Source organism: Streptosporangium sp. NPDC002544 (assembly GCF_040295965.1).
In the GTDB taxonomy this organism is placed as follows: Bacteria; Actinomycetota; Actinomycetes; order Streptosporangiales; family Streptosporangiaceae; genus Streptosporangium.
Genome location: NZ_JBEOWJ010000012.1, coordinates 202826 through 226761, shown reverse-complemented (window position 1 = coordinate 226761; position 23936 = coordinate 202826). Strand labels below are relative to the sequence as shown.

Below are 23936 nucleotides of genomic sequence, written 5' to 3'. Positions count from 1 at the left end.
ATGGTCCGGGGAAGAGCGCGGCGAAGGGGCAGTCGTCAGTGTCCAGCTGGATCATCATGATCATTTCCATGGCCGCCGCAGTCGTGGCGGTGGAGGTGGTGCGCAGGGTGCTGCGCTCACGGCTGATCGGTGAGAAGTGGGCGCTCGCCGGTCCGGTCGTGAGCCGCTGCACCTGGCCGGGGTTCGCCATGGCCGCCGTGGCGACCGCCTACACCGCCTACGAGCCCGGTATGGCGGAGGGCTCGGTCAGCCAGGTGATCGACCGCGGCCTCAGCGTGGCGATGATCGGGTGCGCTACCTGGCTGGTCATCCAGGCCGCCTACGCCGTCACCGACGTGGTCCTGGACCGCCTGGTCACGGTCCAGGGCGAGGGCAACCGCAGGGCACGCCGCATCCGTACCCAGATCACCCTGGTCCGCAGGGTCGCCTCGGCGGTGATCATCGTGGTGGCGCTGGGCGCGATGCTCTTCACCTTCCCCCAGGTGCGGGCGCTCGGCGCCGGTCTGCTGGCCTCGGCCGGGATCGCCGGCGTCGTCGTCGGCATCGCCGCCCAGTCGACACTGGGCAACCTGCTCGCCGGCCTTCAGCTGGCCTTCAGCGACGCGCTCCGCCTGGACGACGTCGTCGTGGTGAAGGGCGAGTGGGGCCGCATCGAGGAGCTCAGCCTGACCTACGTGGTGCTGCGGCTGTGGGACGAGCGCCGGCTGGTCCTGCCCGTCTCCTACTTCACGACCAACCCGTTCGAGAACTGGACCCGGCACAGCAGCAGGGTGATCGGCCACGTGTTCATCCGGGTCGACTGGTCGGTGCCGGTCGAGGAACTGCGCACCGAGCTCTACCACGCCCTGCGCGTGCACCCGCTCTGGGACCAGAAGGACTGGACCCTCCAGGTCACCGACACCCTTCCCAACGGGCTGCTGGAGTTGCGCGCCCTGATGAGCGCCGCCGACTCCGCCAGTGCCTGGGACCTCAAGTGCGACATCCGCGAGCACCTGGTGGCCTTCGTCCGCGAGAAGTATCCCCAGGCTCTGCCTCGTTTCCGGGTCGAGAATCCGCCCATGGCCGCCCCCCTTCCCGGGACACTCACCGGCCTGACGGCGCCGGCACGTTCCGGCGATGAGGATGGCGATCGGCCGGCTCCGTCCTGAGGCGGCCGGTTTGCTGGGCCGGCCGTGTCGGGAGTGCGGTCCGGAGGCGTCCCGCGATGTCCGGTGGGCAGAGTCCTCCGGATGTCTCGGATACCGAGGTCGCGGCGGCACCCGTCGCGGCCATCGCGGCCGTTCGGGCGCGGTGCCGCACAGGAGTGCTCACTGCGAGGGGCAAATGATGCCGAACATGTGGTTTCTCATGCTTTGGGGTGGTCTGACGACAAGATCATGAAGCGTACCGGGAGAATCTATCCCGTGCAGATCTCCGAAGGCTTTGAACTGTCCGTTGACCAGCATGTCGCCACGTTGAGGATCAACCGCCCAGAGAAGCGCAACGCGCTGAGCGCGGCCATGTGGCGGGCCCTGCCCGCGCTGCTCGCGCCGCTGGCGGACGATCCGGCCGTGCGGGTGCTGGTGCTCACCGGGGCGGCGGGTACCTTCTGCTCCGGGGCCGACATCTCGGAGATCGCCGAACTCGCCGGCAACGGCGACGAGAGCGGCGATGACACGGGGGCGACAGTCGCCGCGGAGCGGGCGCTGGCGGAGTTCCCCAAACCGGTGATCGCGATGATCGAGGGCTTCTGCGTGGGCGGCGGCTGCCAGCTCGCCCTCGCCTGTGACCTGCGCCTGGCCGCCGAGGGAGCCCGTTTCGGCATCACCCCCGCCAAGCTCGGCATCGTCTACCCGCCAAGCTCCACCCGCCGCCTCACCGCCGCCGTCGGCCCGTCCACCGCCAAGTTCCTGCTCTTCTCCGCGGAGCTCATCGGTGCCGACCGCGCCCTGCGCACCGGCCTGGTGGACGAGGTCCTGCCGGCAGCGGAGCTGTCCGAGCGCGTGTACGGCCTCGCCCGCACCCTGGTCGGCCGCTCCCAGCTGACGGTGGCCGCCGCGAAGGAGATCGTGGACGGCCGCGCCGACGAGGCGCGCTTCCTGCTGTGGCAGAAGGAGGCGCGTGAGGAGGTCACCGAGGGCGTCGCGGCCTTCCTCGAACGTCGTCCGCCCCGCTTCACCTGGACCGGCCCGGGGCGTGGCGGTCAGTCGGACATGACCTCGTAGAGGTTGCCCGTCTCGTCCGCGAAGAACAGGCCGCGCGGGCGGAGTGGATGGTCGATCCGCCCGTTGTCGTGGTGGGCGGGGTGGTTGCCGTACGGCACGCCCCGGTCCTTGAGCCGGGCGAGGATCCCGTCGAAGGTGGCCGGGTCGACGTCGAAGGCCAGGTGGTGCCCTTCGGGGTCTTCCACGGTCATGAAGTCGAGGGTGAGGGACCCGTTCACCCGGACCGGGGCGAAGTGACCGTGTGCCCCGGCGGGCGGCAGGCACTCCAGGTTCATGATGCCCGCGAAGAAGTCGGCCGCCTCCTGCCTGTCGAGCGCGGGCACGATGGTGTGGTTCAACGTGATCGTCATTGCGGGGCCTTTCTGTGGGGTCTTCGGAGATCGTCCGAGGACGGGGCAGACGGGTGCGGTCAGGTGAGATCGGGGTGAGCAGGGGGGCCGCCGGGCACCCGGTAGGCCGCGACGCCCTCCTTCGGCCGTGACGCTCCGAAGCGGCGGCCCCGGGGGTCGGCCGGGCGGATGAGGCCGAGCGGGACCGGGCCGGCCCACGGCGAGTCGGCTCAGGTCAGGGCGCCGTGGACGAACACGTCGACGAGGTCGGCACTCAGCTCGGGGGCGCCCTCCGGCTGGCGGGCGCTGGAGAACACCATGGCGAGGAAGAGCGCGGCCAGGCGTTCCGGGGGCAGCCGGAGGGAGTCGCGCTCGGGCTCGAACAACTCGGCCAGCGCCGTGCGGGTCTCCCTGAACGAGGACTCCTGGTCAAGCCGGGCCGCATCCTCGCGCTCCGGTGACGGATCTCCCTCCCCTCGGCTCGGGGCGGGCGTTCCGGCCTCCCGCTTCGGCGGAGAGGGCGCGCCCGCAGGGGCCCGGGGCGCCGCCTCGGGGCCTCGAGAGGGAAGCCGCACACCGGGGCGGTCGCGAGGGCGGCGCCCTGAGGCGTGCAGGGCGGCGATGACGGTGCCGATCCGGGCCATGTGCGCCCGCATCGCGTCGGCGGCCTCGACGAGACGCCCGGCCAGCGGTTGGTCGAGCGGGATCGCGGCGAGCTGTTCCAGCACGTGGTCCGGGCGGAGCGCCTCGGCCATGCAGGCGTCGAGCAACTCGTCCTTGTCGGTGAACGCCCGGAAGATCGTGGCCTCGCCGATTCCGGCGGCCCTGGCGATCTGGGCGGTGGTCACCGCGGCGCCGTACTCGGCGACCAGGGGGAGGGCGACGGCCACGATCATCTGGCGGCGCCGCTCCGGGTTCATTCCCGGCGCGCGCCGCCGGGCGGCGGTTTCCATGCGCCTAGTATGCGGAGTGAGTACTCACTCCGTCAATGGCTCCTGACCCGGCGGCGATGGTCGGAACGCCCATGCGGGTGATCTGCTTGGCGAGCCATTCGGGGGCGCCCGGTCACTGCACGCCGGCATCCTCGCGATAGCCCCTGGCCTGCACCTCGAACAGCTGGGAGTATCCTCCGCCCGCGGCCATGAGGTCGTCGTGCGTTCCCCGCTCGACGATCCGGCCGTCGCCGAGTACGACGATCAGGTCCGCGTCGCGGACAGAACCGAGCCGGTGCGACACGAGCAGGCTGGTGCGCCCCATGCGATGCTCGCGCAGCCGCCGGTGCATCTCGTACTCGGCCTGCGCGTCCAGACCCGAGCTGGGTTCGTCGAGGATGAGCAGGTCGCGCCGCTCGCGCACCATCGTGCGGGCCAGGGCCAGACGTTGCCACTGGCCTCCGGAGAGCAGCACCCCGGTCTGCGTGTCCTCCTCCTCGTCCCCGAAGAAAATCCGGCTCAGCAGCGTGTCGTAGCCTCGGGGCAGCGCCTCGACGATGTCGTGGACGTCCGCCATCTCGGCGGCGGCCTGGATCCTGGCGCGGTTGGACAGAGCCTCGATCTCCCCCACCCCGATGTTCTCCGCCGCGGTCAGGTCGTAGCTCATGTAGTCCTGGAAGAGCACGCCCATCCTGGCGCGCAGTTCGGCAGGTGGTACGGCGCGCAGGTCCACGCCGTCCCAGAGGATCGATCCCCGGGACGGATCGTAGAACCGGCACAACAGCTTGATCAAAGTGCTCTTGCCGGCCCCGTTGAGCCCCACCAGCGCGACCGACGTGCCGTGCGGGATCGTCAGGTCGACTCCCCTCAGCACCCATGGGTGGCTCTCGTCGTATCGGAACCACACATCGCGCAGCTCGATGCCCCGCCGCAGCGCGGGCAGCGTGGCGGCCGACCCCTCCGTGGAGCGACGCGGCGGCGGCAGGTCGTCGGGCAGCGATGTCACCTGCTCGTGATAACCGAACAGGGACAGCGCCTGACGGGCGTTGGCCACGTTCTCCACCACCGAGATCAGTGCACCCTGCGTTCCGGCCACGGAGGCGGCGAACGCGGTCACGTCGCCGAGGCTCAACCGGCCGTCCACCGCCGCGTACACCGCCCAGATCAACCCCGCGCCGCTGACCGCGGCGGAGAGCGTCGCGAGCAGCGACTGGGTGAGCGCCTCCCGCCGGTCCAGCCGCCGCTCACCGGCCTGGACGGTGGCCAGCTCTCCGAACATCCGATCCTTGAGGAAGCCGCCCAGCCCGAAGAGCCGGACCTCTTTCGCGGCCTGCACGTCGGTGATCATGGAGGAGTAGAAGAGCTGCCGCCGGATCGACGTGGACTGCCCGGCGATCATCATCATCCGCCGCTTCTCCAGCGACATCCGGGCGACCAGGGCGGGAATCGCCGCCAGCGCCACCAGTCCCGCCATGAGCGGGCTCAGCACGGCCAGGGCGGCCAAGAGACTGACCAGCGTGATGGCATTGCGCCCGATGTCGAACAGACCCGAGGTGATGGGCGCCAACGTGCTTCCCGAAGCCTGGGTGGCCAGGCGCAGCCCGTCCAGAAACGCCGGATTCTCGAACCTCGACAGGCCCTGGAATCCGTTTACCGCCGTGTACAGGCGGTCCTGCATCAGGCGATCCAGCCTGCGCTCCGACTCGGCCCGCAGGTACATGATGAGCTGCGGCAGCACACCGGAGACCAGCCCGATGGCGGTGAGGCCGCTGACCGGCAGCAGTACGTGGTCGGGGCGACCGGTCGCCAGCTCGTCGATGAGAAGCTTCGTCATCCACACGGTCCCCACGGGCAGCAGGCCGCCGACGACGGTGACCGCCAACTGGGACGCCGCCAGACCGGGTCCGGCCCGCCAGCACAGTGACGTCACCGTGCCGACAGCTCGCAGCAGCCGCCGCAGCCGGCCCTCACCTGGCTTCGCGTCGGAGGCCAGGGATGCCGTCATTTCGCCGACGCCATCTCGGCGAGGGTCGTGAGTTCCGTCTGCGCCGCCACGATCGTGCCGTCCGGGCCGACGCGCAAGAACGTCGGGAAGGCTTCGACGCCGACCGCCTTCACCAGGCTGTCGGCGCGTTCGGCCGTGATGACGCTCGACACGTCGGCAACCATCTGGACAAGGTCGTCGGCCCTCGGACCGGCACCGGAGATGACCGCCATGGCAGCCTGGGCGCGGGCCGTGACGGCGAACTGTGGCGCGTGCTCGTGGCACGCGTCGCAGTTGACGTCGAAGAACGCCACGAGTCGCGGCCGGTCGACACCGTCGGTGTCGGTGTCGGTCCAGGGCAGGGTGCGTCCGACCAGGACTCCCGGGTCGTAAGGAGCGAACCGCGTCCCTCCGGCGAGGCGCGCCAGCTCGGCGGTGTGCTCGCGAAGGCGGCGCAGCACCGCGAAGGTGAGCAGCAGGTCGAAGACGCAGAGCACGCCGACCAGCACGACGGCGGCGATCAGGAAAGTCATCGGACAACCTCACTTAGGGACGTCAGGCGCAGGCACATCAGTGCGGCGAGCCGGAAGTGGTGAACAGGCCCATCAGGTCGTCGAGGCGCACCACGATCAGGACGCCCACGGCGGCGGCGGCCAGCGCGAGTGCGACACCGGCCGGGTGCGCCGCGGGCCCGGTGCCGCCGACGGCGGCACCGGCCGCCAGTCCGACGCAGCCGATCGCCGTCAGAACGAGATTGCGCACCACGTGTGTCCGGCCCAGCGGGGTGACGGAGGCGCCGAAGCACCGGCACGGCGTGTGCCGCCCCCGTCGCAGGGCGACCGAGATACCGACGGTCAGGACGATGAGCAACGCCGTCGCCGCCGCGAAGCCCAAAAGCCGGGTGTACGGCAGCACGAGTGCGAAGATCACCACGGCCTCCGCCCCCAGCAGGGCGTACGCCGCCGCCACGGACCTCGCGCGCGGGAACATCCCGAGGGCCACGATCGAGGCCACGTACTCGTCGAGCGCCGCCCGCCCGCGCACCTTGCCCGCCAGCGCGATCACGAAGACGCCGGCCAGCAACGCCTGGCATGCGATCATCAGATAGAGCATCTTCACCGTCTCACGAGTCGTACTGTCCGGCGTGTTTCGCGGATCCCCGTGTGGTGAGGATCCGCGAAACACGCTCGGAGTCCGGACTACAAGTTTGACTCGGTCAGCACTTTCCGTGCTTCTCGCAGCCCTGCACGCAGCCGGTCGTACCGCCGACGACGTAGCAGAGCTTGGCGTATCTGGTCGTCCCGTAGCAGTAGCAGGTCTGCCAGAAGGAGGCGTCAGCCTTCGCGGTCGCCTTCGGCACCAGCTTCCCGAGGAGGTGGTCGCCGAGCTTTCCCAGAACGTTCATGTGGATTCAGTCCTTCATCGAGCGATGTGGGCAGCCGAAACGCTATTTTGGGGACGTACAGCCGCCGATACAGCCGAGCTATAACCGGGCGGTGAGCAGCATCTCCAGCACCGGATCGCGCCGCATCCCGGGCATCGCGAAGAGGACCTCGGCCCTGCGGGCGTCCTCCGCTGCCGCATGCGAGTCGCCCAGCGCGGCACGCGCCCTGGCGAACTGGCGAGTGGCGGCGGCCTGGCCGTAGGTGTCACCGACCTGAGCGGTCAGCTCCAGCGTCTGGGCCAGGTCGGCCACGGCCGCGGCGGGATCACCGTGCCGTAGCCAGATCTCGGACCTGCTGAGCAGCACTTCCCACTCGTCCTCCCGGTTACCGGTCTCCCGGCAGCGGCTCAGCGCGTCCTCGAACGTGGCCAGTGCCTCGCCGCGACGATCGAGCAGGCAGTAGGCGCGGCCGAGCGCGGCCAGGGTGATGCTCTCCCCGTACAGGTCACGGTCCGCTCTCCGGACGGACAGGCACCGTTCGAAGCAATCGGCTGCCTCTGTCGAACGGCCGAGCTGGAGCAGGACTTCGCCCAGGTTGTGCCTGACCATGCCGGCCCGGTTCGACCCATGTGCCTCGATCAGCCGCAGCCCCGCGGTGATGTGGTCGAGGGCGTCATCGAGATCACCGGTGCGCATGCTCAGCCAGCCGAGGTTGTGCAGCGCCAGCCCTTCGGCCTCCTGGTCGCCCAGGTCGCGCCGGAGTTCGAGGGCGCGGTGCAGGCAGTCGCGAGCGGCGTCGATCCGGCCGGTGCGCCATTCCACCACCCCCAGCGTCGTCAGTGTGAACGCCTCGCCGGTCGTGTCACCATGCCGCCGCGCCACCTCGATGGCGAGCCGGGCCATGGTCTCAAGCTCCCGCCAGTGACCGCACTTCGTCGCCCGAGCTCTGACCAGCGGCATCAGATCGGTGACGAAGCGAGCGACTTCGGGCTCCCCGGTCGTCGCCTGGGTGACGGCCGCGACCAGGCACGGCACCTCGGTTTCGAACCACTGCACCGCCTCCGCAGGGCTCCGGAAGGCCACGCCGGTGTCCCGTCCGTCCGGCGGGCCCGCTTTTGGCCGCAGGTGCGGTTCCACCAGGTCGCTCACCTGCCGGCACAGATCGAGGTACCAGTCCAGTGCGCGCCGGACGGCCCGTACCCGATCAGTCGGCAGATCCTCGGCCACGGCCAGCTCGGCGGCGAACAGCCTGAGGAGGTCGTGCATGCGAAATCGCCCGTCGCCGACCGGCTCCAGCAGGCGAACCTCCGTCAGCTCGTCGAGCGCCGCCTCGGCCACCTTCAGCTCGACGTCGAGCAGCGCGGCGGCGAGCTCAAGGCTGACCTCCGGCACATCGAGCACTCCGAACAGCCGGAAGGCGCGCGCCGCCGCGCTCACGCCGCTCCTCAACGCTTCGTAGCTGATCTCAAAGCAGGATCGGATGGCCAGGTCAGCGGCCTGCAACTCGTCCAGGCGACGCTGCCGGTTCCGCAGCCGCTCGCCGAACCGCTCAAGCGACCAATCGGGGCGGGCGGCCAGACGGGCGCCGGCGATGCGCAACGCGAGTGGGTGATAGCCGCACCGGCGGGTGATGCCGGCCGCAGCCTCGGCCTCGGCGGTCACTCGCGACTGACCCGCCAGCTGCGCGAGCATCCGCACCGAGTCCGCCTCGTCGAGCACCTCGACGGCGACCTGCACGGCCTCCATGGTGGTCAGCGCCGCCCGGCTGGTGACCAGCGCCGCGCAGCCGCCGCCCGCTGGCACCAACGGCGCGACCTGGGCGGCGTCGACGGCGTTGTCAAGAACGATCAGGACTCGCCGGTCGGCCAGCAGAGACTGGTAATGGGTGGCCGCTTCCGCCGGCGCCGCGGGGATGTCGCCGTGCGGCACTCCCAGGGCCCGTAGGAAACGGCCGAGCACCTCGGCGGGCTGCAATGGCGGCAGGCCTGGACTCGATCCCTGCAGGTCGACGTAGAGCTGGCCGTCGGCGTAGCGGTCGGCCATGGCGTACGCCGCCCGCAGCGCCAGCGTCGACTTGCCGACTCCGCCGGGGCCGTGCAGCGTCAGGACCGGCGGTGCGGTACCCGCCTCCGGGTGGCCGCGCAGCACGGTGAGCATCCGGGCGAGTTCGGCCGACCGGCCGACGAACATCGTCGGCTCCCGCGGCAGCTGACGTGGCCGGGGGCGCCCGTCCGCGACCGTCGGAGGTCTGGCAGGGTTCCCGCCGGTCGGTGGCCTGCTCGGCGACATCAGATCCGGGTCCCTGCGCAGGACCGCCTGGTGTAGCCGGCGCAGGTCCGGTCCGGGATCGAGCCCGAGTTCCTCGGCCAGGGTCCGGCGAGCCATCCCGAACACGTCCAGCGCGCCGACCACGTCGCCGCACCGGTACAACGCCACCATCAGCTGGCTGTACAGCCGCTCCCGCAGCGGATGTCGCCTGATCAGCTCGCGCAGCCGCCTGACCACTGTCGCGTGCCCGCCCAGCATGAGCTGGATCTCCGTGTGCTCCTCCACCGCGCTCAGATACTGGTCGCTGAGGCGGGCGACCACCTCCCGCATGCTCGGCCCCAGCGGCACGTCCTCGGCCGCCGTCCCTCGCCACAGTGCGAGGGCTCGGGCGTACGCGTCCTGCGCGGTGCCGAGGTCCCGGCGGGTCAGCGCCTGGCGACCGTGCGCGGACAGCGCCTCGAACTGGGAGAGATCGAACTCGGTCGGCTCGACCCGCAGCAGGTAGCCGGCCTCCGTGGTGACCAGCTGCTCGTCGGCCGGATCATCGGCGGGGGTCACCAGCCTGCGCAACTGCATGAGGTAGGTGCGCAGGTTCGCCACCGCCGAGTGGGGTGGTCGTTCGTCCCACACCTCCGCCACCAGTGAACGGACCGGGACGACGTGCCCGGCATGTGCGAGCAGCATGGCGAGGACGGTGCGTTGTTTCGGTGCCGCGATCTGTACGGGTGAACCGTCGACCTCGATTCGCATCGGCCCAAGGAGTCGAAACCTCAAGGTCATTCCTTCCTTGCCGGCGTCGGCTACAGGGCCGGTCCCCCCAACCGGCGCAGCGCGACACCGAGCACCTGGTCCGCGGGAAAGAACCCACGTTGCCGGGAGTCGACACTGCCCGCCGGGTTGTCACCGAGGACCACCATCGCCCCGGAAGGCACCTGAGCCACGCCGGCATTGGCCGCGATCCCCGCCGGCACCGGATCACCGGGCAACGCGGTGACCCGTTTGATGTTCCAGCGTCGGCCGTCCGGACCGGACGGCCCGGGCATGTATCGACCGGAAGGATCCAGCGGAGGCTCAAGCACGACGACATCGCCCCGGCCCACCTGATCGAGCCGTCGCCGCCGCACCAGGACGCGGTCGCCGTCGGTCAGCGTCGGCGTCATGCTCGTTCCGTCAACGGTGATCACCACATAGCTTCGGCGGGCCCAGAAAACACCTGCGGCCAGGAGGAGAACACCGAAGAGCAGCACACCGATGATCAACGTCACCGTACCTTTCCGCTGCCGGCCCGAGGAAGGGCCGATCCATTCCGGGGAAACGATCTCCGTTGCGGTGGGACTTGTCAACCTGCGGCTCCGGCGCGGTCCAGGTGTGCTGAGGCCGCCAGCGGTCGGCGACGGCTTGTGGCGCTCCCGGATCCGGGTCAGGGCCGAGGTCGTGGATGGTGGGGATCGCGTCCTGGCCCGACCGTCGACGTCGTCCGAACCGGGCGGGGCCGGGTCAGCGTTCGACGATCTCGTTCTTGCCGATGACGACGACGCCGCCCCTGGTCACCGCGAACCGGCTGCGGTCGTACTCGAGATCGAAGCCGATCCTGGCGCCGTCCGGGATGATCACGTTCTTGTCGATGATGGCCTTGCGGATGATGGCGCCCCGGCCCACCTTCACGTTGCCCATCAGGACCGAGTCCTCGACCTGGGAGTGGGAGTGCAGCACCACGCCGGGGGAGAGGATCGAGCGCTCCGCCAGCCCACCGGAGACGATCACGCCCGAGGAGACCAGGGAGTCGATCGCCCGGCCCACCCGGTCGCCGTCGTTGTGCACGAACTTGGCCGGGGGAAGCGGATCGTGACCGGTGTAGATGGGCCAGTGGTTGTTGTAGAGGTTGAAGACCGGATGCGCGGAGATGAGGTCCATGTGGGCCTCGTAGTAGGCGTCGAGCGTTCCGACGTCCCTCCAGTAGCCCCGGTCGCGCTCGGTGGAGCCGGGCACGATGTTGTCGGCGAAGTCGTAGACCTCCGCGCTGCCCGACTTCACCATCATCGGGATGATGTTGCCGCCCAGGTCGTGCTTGCTCGTCGGGTCGAGCGCGTCCTCCCTGAGTGCGTCGATCATCGCCTGGGTCTTGAAGACGTAGTTGCCCATCGACGCGTAGACCTGGTCGGGAGCGTCCGGCAGGCCCACCGCGTCCTTCGGCTTCTCGCGGAACGCGACGATCCGCCGCCCCGCCGGGTCCGCCTCGATGACCCCGAACTGGTCGGCCAGGGAGAGCGGCTGCCGGATCGCGGCCACGGTCACGTCGGCCCCGGTCTCGATGTGCTGCTCCACCATCTGCCGCGGGTCCATACGGTAGATGTGGTCGGCGCCGAACACGATGACGTGGTCCGGCATCTCGTCGTAGATCAGGTTCAGGTTCTGGAACAGCGCGTCGGCGGAGCCGGAGAACCAGTGTGGCCCGAGACGCTGCTGGGCGGGGACCGGGGTGACGTAGTTGCCGAGCATCGCCGACAGGCGCCAGGTTCGGGAGATATGCCGGTCGAGACTGTGGTTCTTGTACTGCGTCAGCACGACGATCTGAAGGTAGTGACCGTTGGCCAGGTTGGACAGTACGAAGTCGACGAGCCTGTATATCCCCCCGAAAGGCACCGCGGGCTTCGCTCGATCAGCTGTCAGAGGCATGAGCCTCTTACCTTCTCCGCCGGCGAGCACGATCGCGAGGACTCTCATGTGTGGACCTTAACCTGATGAACAGGGATGAAAACACTAGGCTAATCGTATGCGAGTGGATCTACTGACCCGTGAATATCCCCCCGACGTGTACGGAGGTGCGGGAGTCCACGTTGAGTACCTCGCCCGGGAGCTGCGCAGGCTTGCCGACACCCGGGTCCGTTGCTTCGGAGCGTCACGGCAGGAGGAGGGCGTCGCGGCCTACCGGGTGCCCGGCGGCCTGGAGGCGGCCAACGCCGCGCTCCAGGTGCTCGGTGTCGACCTGGAGATGGCCGCCGGATGCGAGGGCGCGGACCTGGTCCACAGCCACACCTGGTACGCCAACTTCGCCGGCCACGTGGCCAAGATGCTGTACGGAACGCCCCACGTGGTGACCACGCACAGCCTGGAGCCGCTGCGGCCGTGGAAGGCCGAGCAACTGGGCGGTGGTTACACGCTGTCGTCGTGGGCCGAACGCGGCGCGCTGGCAGGCGCCGACGCGATCATCGCGGTCTCGGAGGGGATGCGCCGCGACGTGCTGGCGAGTTACCCCGAGATCCCGCCGGAGAGGGTCACGGTGATCCACAACGGGATCGACACCGGGGAGTACGCCCCCGACCGCGGCACCGACGCCCTGGTCCGGCACGGCATCGACCCGAGCCGGCCGTACGTCGTCTTCGTCGGGCGCATCACCCGGCAGAAGGGCCTCGTCCACCTGCTCCACGCGGCCCGTGACTTCAACCCCGACGCTCAGCTGGTGCTGTGCGCGGGCGCGCCCGACACCCCGGAGATCGCCGCCGAGGTGACCGAACTGGTGCGCGGGCTCGATCGTGAGGGCGTCGTCTGGATCTCGGAGATGCTGCCCCGCCCCGAGGTGATCCAGATTCTCACCCACGCGACGGTGTTCGTCTGCCCCTCGGTCTACGAGCCGATGGGCATCGTCAACCTGGAGGCCATGGCCTGCGAGACCGCGGTCGTGGCCACCGCCACCGGTGGCATCCCCGAGGTGGTGGCCGACGGCTCCACCGGCCTGCTGGTCCCGATCGACCAGGCGGCCGACGGCACCCCGCACGATCCCGGCGTCTTCGCCGCCGACCTCGCCGAGCGGGTCAACCGGCTGCTGGCCGACCCGGCCCTCGCGGCCCGGATGGGCGAGGCCGGGCGCCTCCGCGCGGTGGAGCACTTCTCCTGGGAGCGCATCGCCGAGCGGACCATGGAGCTCTACCGGCGGGTCGCGGACGGCCGGACGACGGCTTCCGCCGGGAGGTGAGGGATTCCTCAGGCGGCGATGAAGTGCAGAATCACGTTGTGCACGTGGTGCGCCTTGTTGTCGCCCCGGAACTCCACCTCGTAGGTGTGGGTGCCCACGTGGATGGCGATGGCACCGGAGGAGAAGAAGGAGCCGGCGAGCGACTTGTTGCTCACCACGCTCACCGCTGAGACCCTGGAGTAGGGAATGCTGGTGATGGCGATCCTCTTGCCGACGAACGACTTGTCCTGCACGATCACACGCTTGTCGGTGAGCCCCAGGAAGCCGGTGCCCGTGCCGATGGCGTCGTAGACCGCGATGATCTGCTCGCCGGGCATGAGACCGCTCGCGATCTGCTGGTACTGCTCCTTGCGGTCGTACACAACCTCCGCCATGACGCTCGCAATCTCTCGGGGGATCTGTGTTCCTGTGAAACGAACGTCCGGGGAACGAGGTTCCTGGGCGAGTAAGGTCGGGCCGTGAACTTTCAGATGAGGATCACCGATCGTCATGGTGGCGTCAGCGCCGAGCCGTACAGCAGCCGCAACCTCGGAGGGCTGTGCGGTGACGAACCGGGCGCGGTCGCGGCGAACAGGGCCAGGACGGCCGCCGAGTTCGGCCTGGAACGGGTCGTGTTCATGCGGCAGGTTCACAGCGCCGACGTCCGTTACGTCAGCGAGCCGTTCGGTGACGATCCGCCGCCGCTGGACGGGATCTGCACCGACGTGCCGGGTCTCGGCCTGGCCGCGCTCTGCGCCGACTGCGCGCCCGTCCTGCTGGCCGAGCCACGGGCGGGCCTGGTAGGGGCCGCGCACTCAGGAAGGGTCGGCACCGTGTCCGGCGTGGTCACGGCCCTGGTCGAGGAGATGGCCAAGCGCGGTGCGGACCCGGCGAGGATGACCGCCCTGATCGGCCCGATGGCCTGCGGTACCTGCTACGAGGTTCCGGCCGAGCTGCGCGAGGAGGTCGCGGTGCACCTCCCCGAGGCGTGGTCGATCACCTCCAGGGACACCCCGGCACTGGACCTGCGGGCCGCGATCACCTCGCAGCTCGGCAGGGCGGGTGTCGGAGAGATCATCCACGACACCCGCTGCACCATCGAGACCGCCGACCTGTTCTCGCACCGCAGGGAGGGCACGACCGGCAGGTTCGCGGGTTACGTCTGGCTGGAGCCCTGACCCGGTTCTCACCCCGGTCCCAGCTCACAGGGCGATGCGCGCCGGCGCGACCGAACGTGCTGGAACCCGGCCGGTCGCCGTAACGCCGGTCATGCGGTGACGCGTTCCAGCACGACCACCGGAATCTCCCGGCCGGTCTTCGTCTGGTACTCGTCGTAGGCGGGCCAGGCCGCCGTCATGATCTGCCAGAGTTCGGGTTTCTCCTCCGGGGTGGCGGTGCGCGCCCTGGCCGTGAAGCGGTCGCCCAGTACCTGGACCCCGACCTCGGGGTCGGCCTGGAGATTGAGGTACCACAGCGGAGGGTTGTCGGCGCCGCCCTTGGAGGCCACCACGAGGAAGTCGTCGCCGTGGCGCTGGTAGATGAGCGGCGTGTCGTGCCGTTCGCCGCTCCTGCGACCGGTGGTGGTGAGGATCAGGGTGGTGGTGCCCTGCCACTCGTGTCCTTCTGCACCATCGGTCGCCTGGTACCGCGCAACATGTTCTTTTCCGTACAGCATGATCTGTCCCCTCTGACAACTTACGCAGGTCATTACCCGTCAGAGGGGATCCGTCACCTCGGGTCGCTCAGTCCGCCGACAGGATGCTTCCGTAGGCGCGGGCGGCCAGATCCGCGATCAGGTCGTGGGAGCCGAGGAGGTCGGCGCACTCGGCCCCGATCTCCTCGGCCGCCGCGCTCGCGAGCCCCGGGGCCGCCTCGGGACCCAGGACGCACGGGGACAGGGCGATCCGCTGGGCGCCGATGCCGCGGAGCCGCCCGGCGGCGTCGGCTACGGCGGGTGCGCTGTCCAGCGAGGCGACCAGGACGGGCAGCGTCAGCCGAGAGGCCAGCAGCACGGCCGTCGGCTGTGCCTCCGCCGCCGCGTTCTCTCCGCCGACGGTGGCGAGGATGACCGCGTCGACCGGGGTGTCGACCGGATTGGAGACGTTGAGCAGCCGCATCCGGTCGGCCCGGGCCAGGCTCTTCTCCGACAGCCGGATGTGCAGTGCCTCGGCGAGCAGCGGATGCGGCCCCAGCGGGTCGGTGACCGTCACCGGCACGCCGCTGGCCGCGACAGCCATGGAGATCAGCCGGTCCGCGACCGGGTGCGGGCCGGTCAGCAGCGGTACCACGATGGCGGCCGTGGCGTCCTCGGGCCGTTCCCTGGCAGCTGACTCCAGTTCGGAGGTCAGCTCCTTGGCGTCCTCGCCGAGCCCGGCCAGTCTGACCTGGATCTGCGGGTTGTCCACCCGGATGAGGGCCGCGAGCTCCGCGGCGGTGCCGGAGGCGTCGCCGAGCGTGGCCAGCACCAGTGCCGGCGCCTCGGGCGGGAGCTGGGAAGGCACGGGCCTGCGGTGCCTGCCGGAGGGCCGTACCGGGCGCCCTCGTACGGGGAGGATGGGACTCTCACTCACATGCGCGGACTCTAGGGCCATTTGACTCTTCCCGTGACCGGAAACGGCGGCATTTCCGTCACAACATTATGAAAGGTGGGGTGCGCGGGATCATCGGTGTCTCCCTTCGGTGCGCGGCCGGAGGATCCTCCGAGGTCAGACATCACGGTGACCTTCCCATTCGTCCTCCAGGGCCGAGTGCACGATGGAGTCGCGCCAGGCTCCGCGGGCCCGGACGTGGTGCCTGATCCGGCCCTCCTCGACCATTCCGGCGACCAGCATCGCCAGCTGGGCGGCGGTGTTGGCCGGGGAGCGGGCACCCCAGATGCGGTGCAGGCGCAGATCGCGGAAGCCGAACGCGAGGATCAGCCGGATCAGGTCGGTGCCGATGCCCCGGCCCCAGTGGTCGGGGCGGAGCCCGAGGCCGATCTCCGCGCTGTGCGGGTGGTCGGCCTCGATGTGCAGCCTGGCGACGCCGAAGGCCTCGCAGCCGTCGAGGTCGGTCACCGCCAGTACGTAGAGACGCCGGGGCTCGGTCTCCGAGGACTTCATCGCCTCGATGATCGACTCTTCGACCTCCTCGCGGGTGCGGGGGTCGAACGGCAGGTGCTCGGTGGCAGTGGGGTCGCCGTATACCGCGTGCAGGGCGTCCACGTCCGCGATGGTGACTTCCCTTAACCGGAGTCTCTTGCCCGAGATCTCAACGTGGCGCATGCGCAGACGCTAACCTCTCGGGAGTTCCAGGACTAGAGATCATTCCAATAAGCGGACATACCATCATTTAATGATCTTATATGCACCGCTTTGCGCCTGCCCAGGCCCAGGACGCCATGTGACTCCGGCGTCGGCCTGCGCCGCCTTCGCCCCGGCCTCGGCGGCCCCCGCGGAGCTCTGCCTGGGCGACGCCGAGGAACTGCTGATACGGGTGTATATCCGCAGACCGTAATCACGGAGTAATGCGGCAGAATAGGCGGATGATTCCTTCGAATCTGCATGTGCTCGTGGTCGCCGGCCCCGGCCTGGTCGCGGACCTCCGCCTGCTCACCGAGGTGGCCGACCGTGAGTTCGCGGCCCTCGGGGTCGGCGGGACGGTGTCGATGACCTCCGACCTGCCGGGCTTCCGGGCGGCGCTGGAGTCTCCCGGCGCCCTGGTCGTCATGCCGGGTCCGGACCCGGAGGCCCGCGGCCTGTTCGCCGAGTATCCCGAGGCGGTCTGGCTCGACCTGACGAAGTCCGAGGCCCCGCTCCCCGGGGCGGCGGACGGCGCGTCGGGCACCCACCTGCACGGGCGGGGGATCTGGGGGCTGACCTGGGCGATCAGGCACGCCGTACACCGGCTGCGCCGACCGGCGCACCGGGTCGCCTACGGTGACCACCCCGACCAGTGGGTGGAGATACGGCCGCCGTACGGGACCCCGGGGCAGGCGCCCTCGCCCGAGGCCGACGGACAGACACCCGTCGCGGTGCTGCTGCACGGCGGTTTCTGGCGCTCGATCTGGGGTGCGGACCTGATGGACGCGCTCGCCATCGACCTCGCCGAGCGCGGGTTCGCCGCCTGGAATCTCGAATACCGCCGCCCCGACCTGCACGGCTGGGACGCGACCACCGCGGACGTCGCCCGGGGCATCGCTCTGGCGGCACAGGGCGCCCGCGGCCCGCTCGTGGTGATCGGCCACTCCGCGGGCGGGCAGCTCGCCCTCCGCGCCGCCGCCGACGACCATCGGATCACCCTGGCGGTCTCTCTGGCGGGGGTGCTCGACCTGGCCGAGGGGGACCGCAGGCACATGAGTTCCGGCGCGGTCGCCGCGGCGCTCGGCGGATCCGCCGCCGAGGTGCCCGAGACCTACCTGCGGTCGGGGCCGCTGGAGCGGCTCCCGCTGGGAGTGCCCCAGCTCATCGTGCAGGGGGGTGGGGACGACCTGGACCTGGTCGACTTCAGCCGTCGCTACGCGCGAGCCGCTCAGGAGTCAGACGATCAGGTGATATATCTCGAAATGTCGGGTGATCATTTCGACGTCATCGACCCCGCGTCGCCGATCTGGCGGGCCACCGCCGGGGCGATCGCCGAGCACGGCAAGGTCACCTGACGCGGCGGTGGGTCTCAGCCGGACGACAGGGGGCGCCAGGGGACGGGGCTGGACAGCACCATCATGCTCGACGGGTGACCGTACGGAGCGAGCCGGTCGATCATCTCCTCGAATGTCGTCATCGAGGAGGTGACGACCCGCAGCAGGCAGCAGGCGTCACCGGTCACCCGGTGCACCTCAAGGATCTCCGGCCAGGCCAGTGCCTGCTCGTCGCGGAGCACGCAGCGGGGGCCGTAACACGACATCCTGATCAGGGCGGCCACCCCGCGCCCGGCCCGTGACGCGTCGACCCGGGCGTGGTAACCGGTGATCACCCCGGTCTCCTCCAGCCGCCGTACCCGCTCCGCCACCGCCGGGGCGGACAGGTGCACCCGCCGGGAGAGCTCGCTGTAGGACAGTCGCGCGTCCTGCTGCAACTCGGCCAGCAGTGCCCAGTCCATCGCGTCCACGATCACGCTCCGTCATGCCGTAAGTTGATCTGCTTGATGCCTTCCGTTCCGAAGGCACAACCCAATAATCACCTTTCCTGCATTATTTTCGTACAGACCGATACGGAGCACTATGGGGGTGTACAGGCGTAGGAGGAGCGATGACCGCTATCAAGCAGCTCACGGAGCAGGACCGCAAGGCGCGCGCGGAGGCCAACGACGGGCTGCCGACGCTGGGCTTCGAAGCCGGCACGCCCTACGACGAATACGTGGGCACCGCCGCCCTTCATGATCTTCAGCACACCGTCACCGACGCCCCGGAGGAACTGGCGTTCCTGGTCACCACACAGGTGATGGAGCTCTACTTCGGGCTGCTCCGCTCGGAGTGGCGTCTGGCCCAGCGGCAGCTCGACGAGGACGACGTCAACGCCGCGACGTGGACGATCAGGCGCACGGTACGGCACTTCGAGGCGCTCAACGCCGCCTGGGCCGCGCTGAGCTGGCTGACCCCGGCGCAGTTCAACACCTTCCGCGACGCCCTCGGCGAGGGATCGGGTTTCCAGTCCGCGCTCTACCGCCATGTGGAGTTCCTGCTCGGCAACAAGTCCGAGGCGCTCATCAGGCCGCACCGCCGCAACCCCGAGGCGCACCGGGAGCTGGTGGAGGCGCTGCACCGGCCGAGCCTCTACGACTCGGTGCTCGCCATGCTCGCCCGCGCGGGCCACGCGATCCCCACCTCGGTGCTCGAACGCGACCTCGCCGCGGAGTACGAGCCAAGCGCCGAGGTCGAGGCGGTCTGGGTCGAGGTCTACGCCGGGCCGCTCGCTCCGCTGGCCGAGACGCTGACCGACCTGGCCGAGCAGTTCTCCGACTGGCGCTACCGGCACCTGATGGCGGTACGCCGCTCGATGGGCGCCAAGCCCGGCTCCGGCGGATCCAGCGGCCTGAGCTGGCTGGAGCGGAGCATGCGGCGGGAGGTCTTCCCCGAACTCTGGACGGCCCGCACCCTGATGTGAGTGGGCCCGACCAGAGCCGGTGAGTTCTCTTCGGTGGCCGTCCTCGGTTCGCGGGGCGACGCCTCAGGGGTCCGCGAGATGTCTCCGCGGCCCCCGTCGGCCGTCCTTCGGGGTCAGGAGGTGCGCCGGTCTCAGCGCAGGAGGAACACTCCGAAGCGGGTCGCGGAGGTGATGCCGACGCCGCCGGGGTGGACGACCTGGGCGTTGGTGGCGGAGACGCCGGTGGCCGAGCCGCGCAGGACGGCCAGCATGCCGACGTTGCCGTTCTTGCCGGGGGTGCCGACGATGACCTCGCCCTTGCCGTCGCCGGTCACGTCGATGATCGAGACGTTGTAGCCGAAGCCGTCGCCCGCCTTGGACTGCTCGCCGACGGGGTCGACGAGCGGGGGAGTGGGGGCCGGAGTGGAGCCGAGGCTGTCCTGGGTGATGTACTGCGTGCCGGTGAGCACCGGGCCGTTGGCGGAGCCGGGGATCACCGCGACCATGCCGGCGCCGGCCTTGCCGGAGACGGTGGCGCCGGCGACGCCGATGGCGATGTCGGCGGCGCCGTCGCCGTTGACGTCACCGACGGACAGGCCGCGGTCGCTGCCGAGGCTTCCGGTGTTCAGCCAGGTCAGCTGGTTGGTGGAGAAACCCGGGGTGGTGGCCAGGCCGGTGGGCGAGCCGTACCAGACCTGCAGGGAGCCGAGGCTCGGGGTGACCAGGACCACGTCGTCGTTGCCGTCGCCGTTGACGTCGCCCATCTCGAGGCGGGAGCTCTTCTGCGGGGCGTTCTGGCTGGAGGGCGTCGCCGAGGCGAGGACGACGTTCTGCAGCGGGGAGGTGTGCGGGGGGGACATGACGTCCAGGTCGACGGTGTCGCCGGCGTTGACGTACACCAGTTCCGTCTTCCCGTCGCCGTTGACGTCACCGGAGGCGCTCGCCACGACGGACGCGCTGGTCGGGTTCGCGACGGGGGGAAGGGCCTGGTAGGTGGCCGCCGTGGCGCCGTTGTACCACCCGATCATGCCGTCGCCGGAGAAGTAGTACGCGCGCATCGGCTTGACGATGTCGGCTCCGGGCTGGTTGTCGAACTGACCGACCCGCAGCAGCCCGGTGTTCTCCCAGCCGTTGTAGAGACTGGAGGTGAAGTAGTGCCTGTTCTGGGCGACCCCCGCGGACGACCACGAGTTGACGATCGAGTACCAACGGCTGCCTGCGACGAGGTCGGTTCTGCCGTCCTTGGTGATGTCGCCGGCCGCCAGCTGCTCCCCCCAGGAGTTGCAGGCGGAGGACGACCCGGAGGAGGTCGGGACCGAGCAGTCAGTAGGGGGGCGGAGGAGCTTCTGGCCGGTGAACCCGTTCGGCCCGCCGTACAGGACGGCGACCATGCCCGTGTTGGCACTGCCGGCGGGGGCGGCCTGCTGCGGCAGGCCGACGGCCATGTCGTTGTAGCCGTCGCCGTTGAAGTCGAAGTTCTTCGGGGCCGTCGCGGCCGCGGCCGCGGCCGTGGCGGTGCCGGTGCCGGTCGAGACGGTCAGGTTCGCCGCCAGGGCGAGTAACGCCGCGGAACCCATGATCCTTTTAGCACTCATGATCGGCAGCGTGACCCGGAGCACTTGTCGGTTACTTAAGAATGACTAGGCCACACCGGCACGGTGCGGAGGGCGTCGCCCATGTGCTCGCCGAACCGGCCGCCGGCGACCGCGGACGGTCGGCCCGGCGGGAGCGCCGAGGGGGAAACGACAGGAGGGCCACCGGTTCTTGGTGCCCGCTTGGAGATTGTTTGATCTCGCCCAGGTTCGCGGCCCGAACCCGCTGCCGCCCGGTGCGGCGCCGTCAGCCGGTCTGGCAGGCCGGGCACCAGAAGAGGTTGCGCCCGGCGAGCACCTGCGTGCGCACCTCGGTGCCGCAGAGGAAGCAGGGCATGCCGGAACGCCGGTAGACGTAGACCTCGCCACCGTGGTCGTCGACGCGGGGCGGACGGCCCATCGCCTCCGGAGTGTGCTCGGGCCTGACCGTGTCGATGCGGCCCACCCGGACACCGTCGGCCATCAGCAGCACCAGATCCGCCCAGATCGCCTCCCACTGCTCGCGGGTGAGGTCGCGGCCGGGCCGTGACGGGTCGACGCCCTGCCGGAACAGTGCCTCGGCCCGGTAGATGTTCCCCACGCCCGCGACGACCGACTGGTCCATCAGCAGGACCCCCACGGAGGTGCGGCTGCGGCCGATCCGCCGCCAGGCCGACTCGGGATCGGCGTCCGCGCGCAGCGGGTCGGGTCCGAGTCTGGCGTGCAGCGCGGCCTTTCCCGCCGGGTCGAGCAGTTCGCAGGTGTTGGGGCCACGCAGGTCCGCGTACTCGCCGGTATTGCTCAGGCGTAGCCGCACCATCCCGGTCGGCGCGGGCACGGGAACCGGGCCGAAGGCGTACTTGCCGTAGATGCCCAGGTGGACGTGGAGCCACCGCTCGTCGTCGAAGCCGAGCAGCAGGTGCTTGCCGTGGGCGTCGGCCTCGGTGAGCACCCGCCCGTCGATCCGCAGCGCCCCGGCGGTGAACCGCCCCTGGGGGCTTTCCGCGCGGACCTCGCGGCCGCCGAACGCCCGCCGGTGCTCTTCGGCCAGTCGATGAATGGTGTGTCCTTCAGGCATGGTCCCGAAATCATACGGCCCGCCCGGTGATGCTCAGGGCGGCGTGGTCACCGGCTCGCGCCGTCGCCTGAGCAGGGTGTGGGCCGAGGCGACGAGGGCGGCCCCGGCCGCGTAGGCCACCAGGTCGGCCGCGCCGAACGTGCTGCCGAGCACCAGCCTGGCCACCACGCTCACCTCGGAGAGCGCGGCCGGCACGGGTGTCAGCTGGGCGAGCTCGACCGCCCAGCTGAACGCCAGCGCGCCGAGCGCGGCCCGCACCGGCGTGATCCGGGGCCACACCAGCACGATCAGCGCGTACACCAGCACGGTGTAGAGGGCGTCGCCCGCGTACTTGCCGAACCAGCCGCCGGTGACCGCGCGGACGGTCAGCCCGGCGGCGATGGTCAGGGCCGCGGCGAGCGCGGCGAGCAGACGGGTGTGCAGGGCGGGAGGCATCCACCCACGATAGCGATCGCGTCCCCGGCCGCGCCGGACACCGTTCGGAGGGGAGCGGGTCTCAGGGCAGTCGCCACACCGCGGGCAGCCCCTTGCCCGCGCCGTCCTCGGAGTAGTCGTGCGTGACCTCGAGCAGTTCGGCCATCCGGGCCTGCCAGGTGATGTTCACCGGCAGGCCGGCCAGCGACGAGAGCAGCGCCTCGTAGTCGTCGCACTCGATCACGTGGAACAGGTCCCGGCCGCTGCGCCAGATCGTCCACTCGTGCGCGCCGCCCCGCTTGATGGCCTCGACCAGTTCGGCGGGCACCTCCCGGTGCGCCTGGTCGTACTCGGACTCCCTGCCAGGCTTGACCCGGGTGTGCAGCGCGACGCGCATGTTGTACCTCCACAAAGTTGTAGACCGTTATAGCAGTGGTCCGATGTGTGGAGGTCAGGGAAGGGATGGCAGGCGGCGGTCGTGCAGCCAGCCCGCGAACAGCTTGTCCAGCGGTCGCACCGTGCGGCGCGTGGCCAGCGCGGTGAACGCCTCGGTGGTGACGCTCCCGTGGCGGTGCCCGGCCGTCCACTCCCGCAGCAGCGCGAAGAAGGGATCGTCGCCGATGGTGCGCCGGAGCGCGTGCAGGGTGAGCGCGCCGCGCCGGTAGACGCGGTCGTCGAACAGGCGACGGGGACCGGGGTCGGCCAGGACGAAGTCCTGGGGGAGGTCGGAGAGCAAACGGTGCCAGTGGCGCGCGTGGTCATCGGATGACAGGCCGCCGGAGTTCTCCGACCAGATCCACTCCGCGTAAGAGGCGAACCCCTCGTGCAGCCAGATGTCGCGCCAGTCGGTCACCGTCAGGCTGTTGCCGAACCACTGGTGGGCCAGCTCGTGGGCGACCAGCCGCTCCTCGCCCCGTCTGCCGTCCACCTGATTCACCCCGAAGATCGACATGCCCTGTGCCTCGACCGGGATCTCCAGCTCGTCGTTCACGACCACCACGGTGTAGGAGCCGAACGGGTAGGGGCCGAACCGCTCGCGGAAGACCTCCATCATCCGGCCCTGGCGCTCGAAGTCGTGGCGCACCCGTGAGGCGTGTCCGGCGGGGAAGACCAGCTCCATCCCCGGGCCCAGTTCGGCCCGCTGGTAGCGGCCGATCTGCACACTCGCCAGGTAGGAGGCCATCGGCTCGATCTGCTCGTACACCCATGTGGTCGTCGAGGCCGCCCGCCGCCGCGCGACCAGCTCCCCGTTGGCGATCACCTGGTACGCGGAGGCGGTGGTGACCGAGATCCGGTAGGTGGCCTTGTCGTCGGGCCGGTCGTTGCACGGGAACCACGACGGAGCCCCGATCGGCTGGCTGGCCACGATGACGCCGTCGGTGAGCTGTTCCCAGCCGAGCCCGCCCCAGTGGCTGGTCACCGGCTGGGGACTGCCCGCGTAGCGGACCTCGACGGTGAAGGGGCCGGGTCGCAGCCCGACCGGCGACAGGTGGAGCTTGCCTCCGCGATGGGTGAAGCGCACCCGCGCGCCGTCGACCAGCACTCCGCTCACACGCAGGGCACCCAGATCGAGGGAGAGCCGGGTGAGCTGCCGCAGCGCCACGGCGGAGATCCGGGCGACGCCACCCAGGCGGTTCGGGCCCACCCGGTAGTCGAGGGTCAGGTCGTAGTGCTCCACCCGGTAGCTGTCGTCGCCGTGCATGGGGAAGTACAACTTGGGGGTAAAGGGCGTGCTCAGAACCACACCGGCTTCCTCTGTTC

At 70.2% G+C, this 23936-nt stretch carries 25 protein-coding genes; 6 read left to right on the top strand and 19 right to left on the bottom strand.

Annotation, left to right across the window (positions count from 1 at the left end; translation table 11 throughout):
* Positions 1 to 68 precede the first annotated feature (68 nt).
* Positions 69 to 1148: a mechanosensitive ion channel family protein gene (locus tag ABT061_RS20700; RefSeq protein WP_350919995.1), complete on the top strand. Its 1080-nt coding sequence runs from the start codon at positions 69 to 71 to the stop codon at positions 1146 to 1148.
* Between the two features lie 255 nt (positions 1149 to 1403).
* A complete protein-coding gene (locus tag ABT061_RS20695) occupies positions 1404 to 2204 on the top strand; it encodes an enoyl-CoA hydratase/isomerase family protein (RefSeq protein ID WP_350919992.1) in 801 nt (266 codons plus the stop codon).
* On the opposite strand, the gene ABT061_RS20690 is transcribed toward ABT061_RS20695, so the two are convergent.
* From ABT061_RS20690 to glgC, 9 genes are all read right to left on the bottom strand, one after another.
* Positions 2183 to 2554, bottom strand: a complete 372-nt coding sequence (locus ABT061_RS20690) for a VOC family protein (RefSeq protein WP_350919989.1) — start codon at positions 2552 to 2554, stop codon at positions 2183 to 2185. The two genes, ABT061_RS20695 and ABT061_RS20690, sit on opposite strands and share 22 nt — an antisense overlap.
* 209 nt (positions 2555 to 2763) lie before the next feature.
* Complete coding sequence (locus tag ABT061_RS20685) at positions 2764 to 3486, bottom strand: TetR/AcrR family transcriptional regulator (protein WP_350919986.1); 723 nt, start codon at positions 3484 to 3486, stop codon at positions 2764 to 2766.
* Between the two features lie 112 nt (positions 3487 to 3598).
* On the bottom strand, positions 3599 to 5470 hold the full coding sequence (locus tag ABT061_RS20680; RefSeq protein ID WP_350919983.1) for an ABC transporter ATP-binding protein: 1872 nt from the start codon (positions 5468 to 5470) through the stop codon (positions 3599 to 3601).
* Positions 5467 to 5982 carry a hypothetical protein gene (locus ABT061_RS20675; RefSeq protein WP_350919980.1) on the bottom strand — a complete coding sequence of 172 codons (516 nt, stop codon included), beginning with the start codon at positions 5980 to 5982 and terminating at the stop codon, positions 5467 to 5469. Before ABT061_RS20675 ends, ABT061_RS20680 begins: the two co-directional genes overlap by 4 nt.
* Positions 5983 to 6019: 37 nt before the next feature.
* On the bottom strand, positions 6020 to 6550 hold the full coding sequence (locus ABT061_RS20670; RefSeq protein WP_350919977.1) for a MauE/DoxX family redox-associated membrane protein: 531 nt from the start codon (positions 6548 to 6550) through the stop codon (positions 6020 to 6022).
* A 115-nt stretch (positions 6551 to 6665) separates the two neighbouring features.
* Entirely contained in the window at positions 6666 to 6854 is a 189-nt protein-coding gene (locus ABT061_RS20665; RefSeq protein WP_350919974.1) for a hypothetical protein, read from the bottom strand.
* Positions 6855 to 6932: 78 nt separating this feature from the next.
* Positions 6933 to 9851, bottom strand: a complete 2919-nt coding sequence (locus tag ABT061_RS20660) for an AfsR/SARP family transcriptional regulator (protein ID WP_350919971.1) — start codon at positions 9849 to 9851, stop codon at positions 6933 to 6935.
* Between the two features lie 50 nt (positions 9852 to 9901).
* On the bottom strand, positions 9902 to 10366 hold the full coding sequence (gene lepB, locus ABT061_RS20655; RefSeq protein ID WP_350919968.1) for a signal peptidase I: 465 nt from the start codon (positions 10364 to 10366) through the stop codon (positions 9902 to 9904).
* A 232-nt stretch (positions 10367 to 10598) separates the two neighbouring features.
* A complete protein-coding gene (gene glgC / locus ABT061_RS20650; RefSeq protein WP_350919965.1) occupies positions 10599 to 11825 on the bottom strand; it encodes a glucose-1-phosphate adenylyltransferase in 1227 nt (408 codons plus the stop codon).
* A 49-nt stretch (positions 11826 to 11874) separates the two neighbouring features.
* Here glgC and glgA point away from each other — a divergent pair, with 49 nt between their 5' ends.
* A complete protein-coding gene (gene glgA / locus ABT061_RS20645; protein ID WP_350919962.1) occupies positions 11875 to 13074 on the top strand; it encodes a glycogen synthase in 1200 nt (399 codons plus the stop codon).
* 8 nt (positions 13075 to 13082) lie between these two features.
* On the opposite strand, the gene ABT061_RS20640 is transcribed toward glgA, so the two are convergent.
* Positions 13083 to 13448: a PH domain-containing protein gene (locus ABT061_RS20640; RefSeq protein ID WP_350919960.1), complete on the bottom strand. Its 366-nt coding sequence runs from the start codon at positions 13446 to 13448 to the stop codon at positions 13083 to 13085.
* Positions 13449 to 13544: 96 nt separating this feature from the next.
* On the opposite strand from ABT061_RS20640, the gene pgeF reads away from it, so the two are divergent.
* On the top strand, positions 13545 to 14231 hold the full coding sequence (pgeF, locus tag ABT061_RS20635) for a peptidoglycan editing factor PgeF (RefSeq protein WP_350920069.1): 687 nt from the start codon (positions 13545 to 13547) through the stop codon (positions 14229 to 14231).
* Between the two features lie 89 nt (positions 14232 to 14320).
* On the opposite strand, the gene ABT061_RS20630 is transcribed toward pgeF, so the two are convergent.
* From ABT061_RS20630 to ABT061_RS20620, 3 genes are all read right to left on the bottom strand, one after another.
* A complete protein-coding gene (locus ABT061_RS20630; protein ID WP_350919957.1) occupies positions 14321 to 14728 on the bottom strand; it encodes a nitroreductase family deazaflavin-dependent oxidoreductase in 408 nt (135 codons plus the stop codon).
* Positions 14729 to 14795: 67 nt separating this feature from the next.
* On the bottom strand, positions 14796 to 15623 hold the full coding sequence (locus tag ABT061_RS20625; RefSeq protein ID WP_350919954.1) for a sirohydrochlorin chelatase: 828 nt from the start codon (positions 15621 to 15623) through the stop codon (positions 14796 to 14798).
* 135 nt (positions 15624 to 15758) lie between these two features.
* Positions 15759 to 16316: a GNAT family N-acetyltransferase gene (locus tag ABT061_RS20620; RefSeq protein WP_350919951.1), complete on the bottom strand. Its 558-nt coding sequence runs from the start codon at positions 16314 to 16316 to the stop codon at positions 15759 to 15761.
* Positions 16317 to 16576: 260 nt separating this feature from the next.
* On the opposite strand from ABT061_RS20620, the gene ABT061_RS20615 reads away from it, so the two are divergent.
* Positions 16577 to 17689 (top strand): alpha/beta hydrolase, encoded by a 1113-nt coding sequence (locus tag ABT061_RS20615; RefSeq protein WP_350919948.1) that lies wholly within the window; start codon positions 16577 to 16579, stop codon positions 17687 to 17689.
* A gap of 14 nt (positions 17690 to 17703) precedes the next feature.
* Here ABT061_RS20615 and ABT061_RS20610 read toward each other — a convergent pair whose 3' ends face one another.
* A complete protein-coding gene (locus ABT061_RS20610; RefSeq protein WP_211263939.1) occupies positions 17704 to 18129 on the bottom strand; it encodes an Lrp/AsnC family transcriptional regulator in 426 nt (141 codons plus the stop codon).
* Positions 18130 to 18278: 149 nt separating this feature from the next.
* Between ABT061_RS20610 and ABT061_RS20605 the strand changes: the two genes are divergently transcribed.
* Positions 18279 to 19133, top strand: a complete 855-nt coding sequence (locus ABT061_RS20605) for a tryptophan 2,3-dioxygenase (RefSeq protein ID WP_350919945.1) — start codon at positions 18279 to 18281, stop codon at positions 19131 to 19133.
* 131 nt (positions 19134 to 19264) lie between these two features.
* On the opposite strand, the gene ABT061_RS20600 is transcribed toward ABT061_RS20605, so the two are convergent.
* The 5 genes from ABT061_RS20600 to ABT061_RS20580 form a co-directional block, all read right to left on the bottom strand.
* Positions 19265 to 20707 carry an FG-GAP-like repeat-containing protein gene (locus ABT061_RS20600; protein WP_350919942.1) on the bottom strand — a complete coding sequence of 481 codons (1443 nt, stop codon included), beginning with the start codon at positions 20705 to 20707 and terminating at the stop codon, positions 19265 to 19267.
* 244 nt (positions 20708 to 20951) lie between these two features.
* Positions 20952 to 21761: an Fpg/Nei family DNA glycosylase gene (locus tag ABT061_RS20595; protein ID WP_350919939.1), complete on the bottom strand. Its 810-nt coding sequence runs from the start codon at positions 21759 to 21761 to the stop codon at positions 20952 to 20954.
* Between the two features lie 33 nt (positions 21762 to 21794).
* Entirely contained in the window at positions 21795 to 22196 is a 402-nt protein-coding gene (locus ABT061_RS20590) for a ribosomal maturation YjgA family protein (RefSeq protein ID WP_350919936.1), read from the bottom strand.
* A 61-nt stretch (positions 22197 to 22257) separates the two neighbouring features.
* Complete coding sequence (locus tag ABT061_RS20585) at positions 22258 to 22572, bottom strand: L-rhamnose mutarotase (RefSeq protein WP_350919933.1); 315 nt, start codon at positions 22570 to 22572, stop codon at positions 22258 to 22260.
* 54 nt (positions 22573 to 22626) lie between these two features.
* Complete coding sequence (locus tag ABT061_RS20580; protein WP_350919930.1) at positions 22627 to 23919, bottom strand: M1 family metallopeptidase; 1293 nt, start codon at positions 23917 to 23919, stop codon at positions 22627 to 22629.
* Positions 23920 to 23936: the final 17 nt, after the last annotated feature.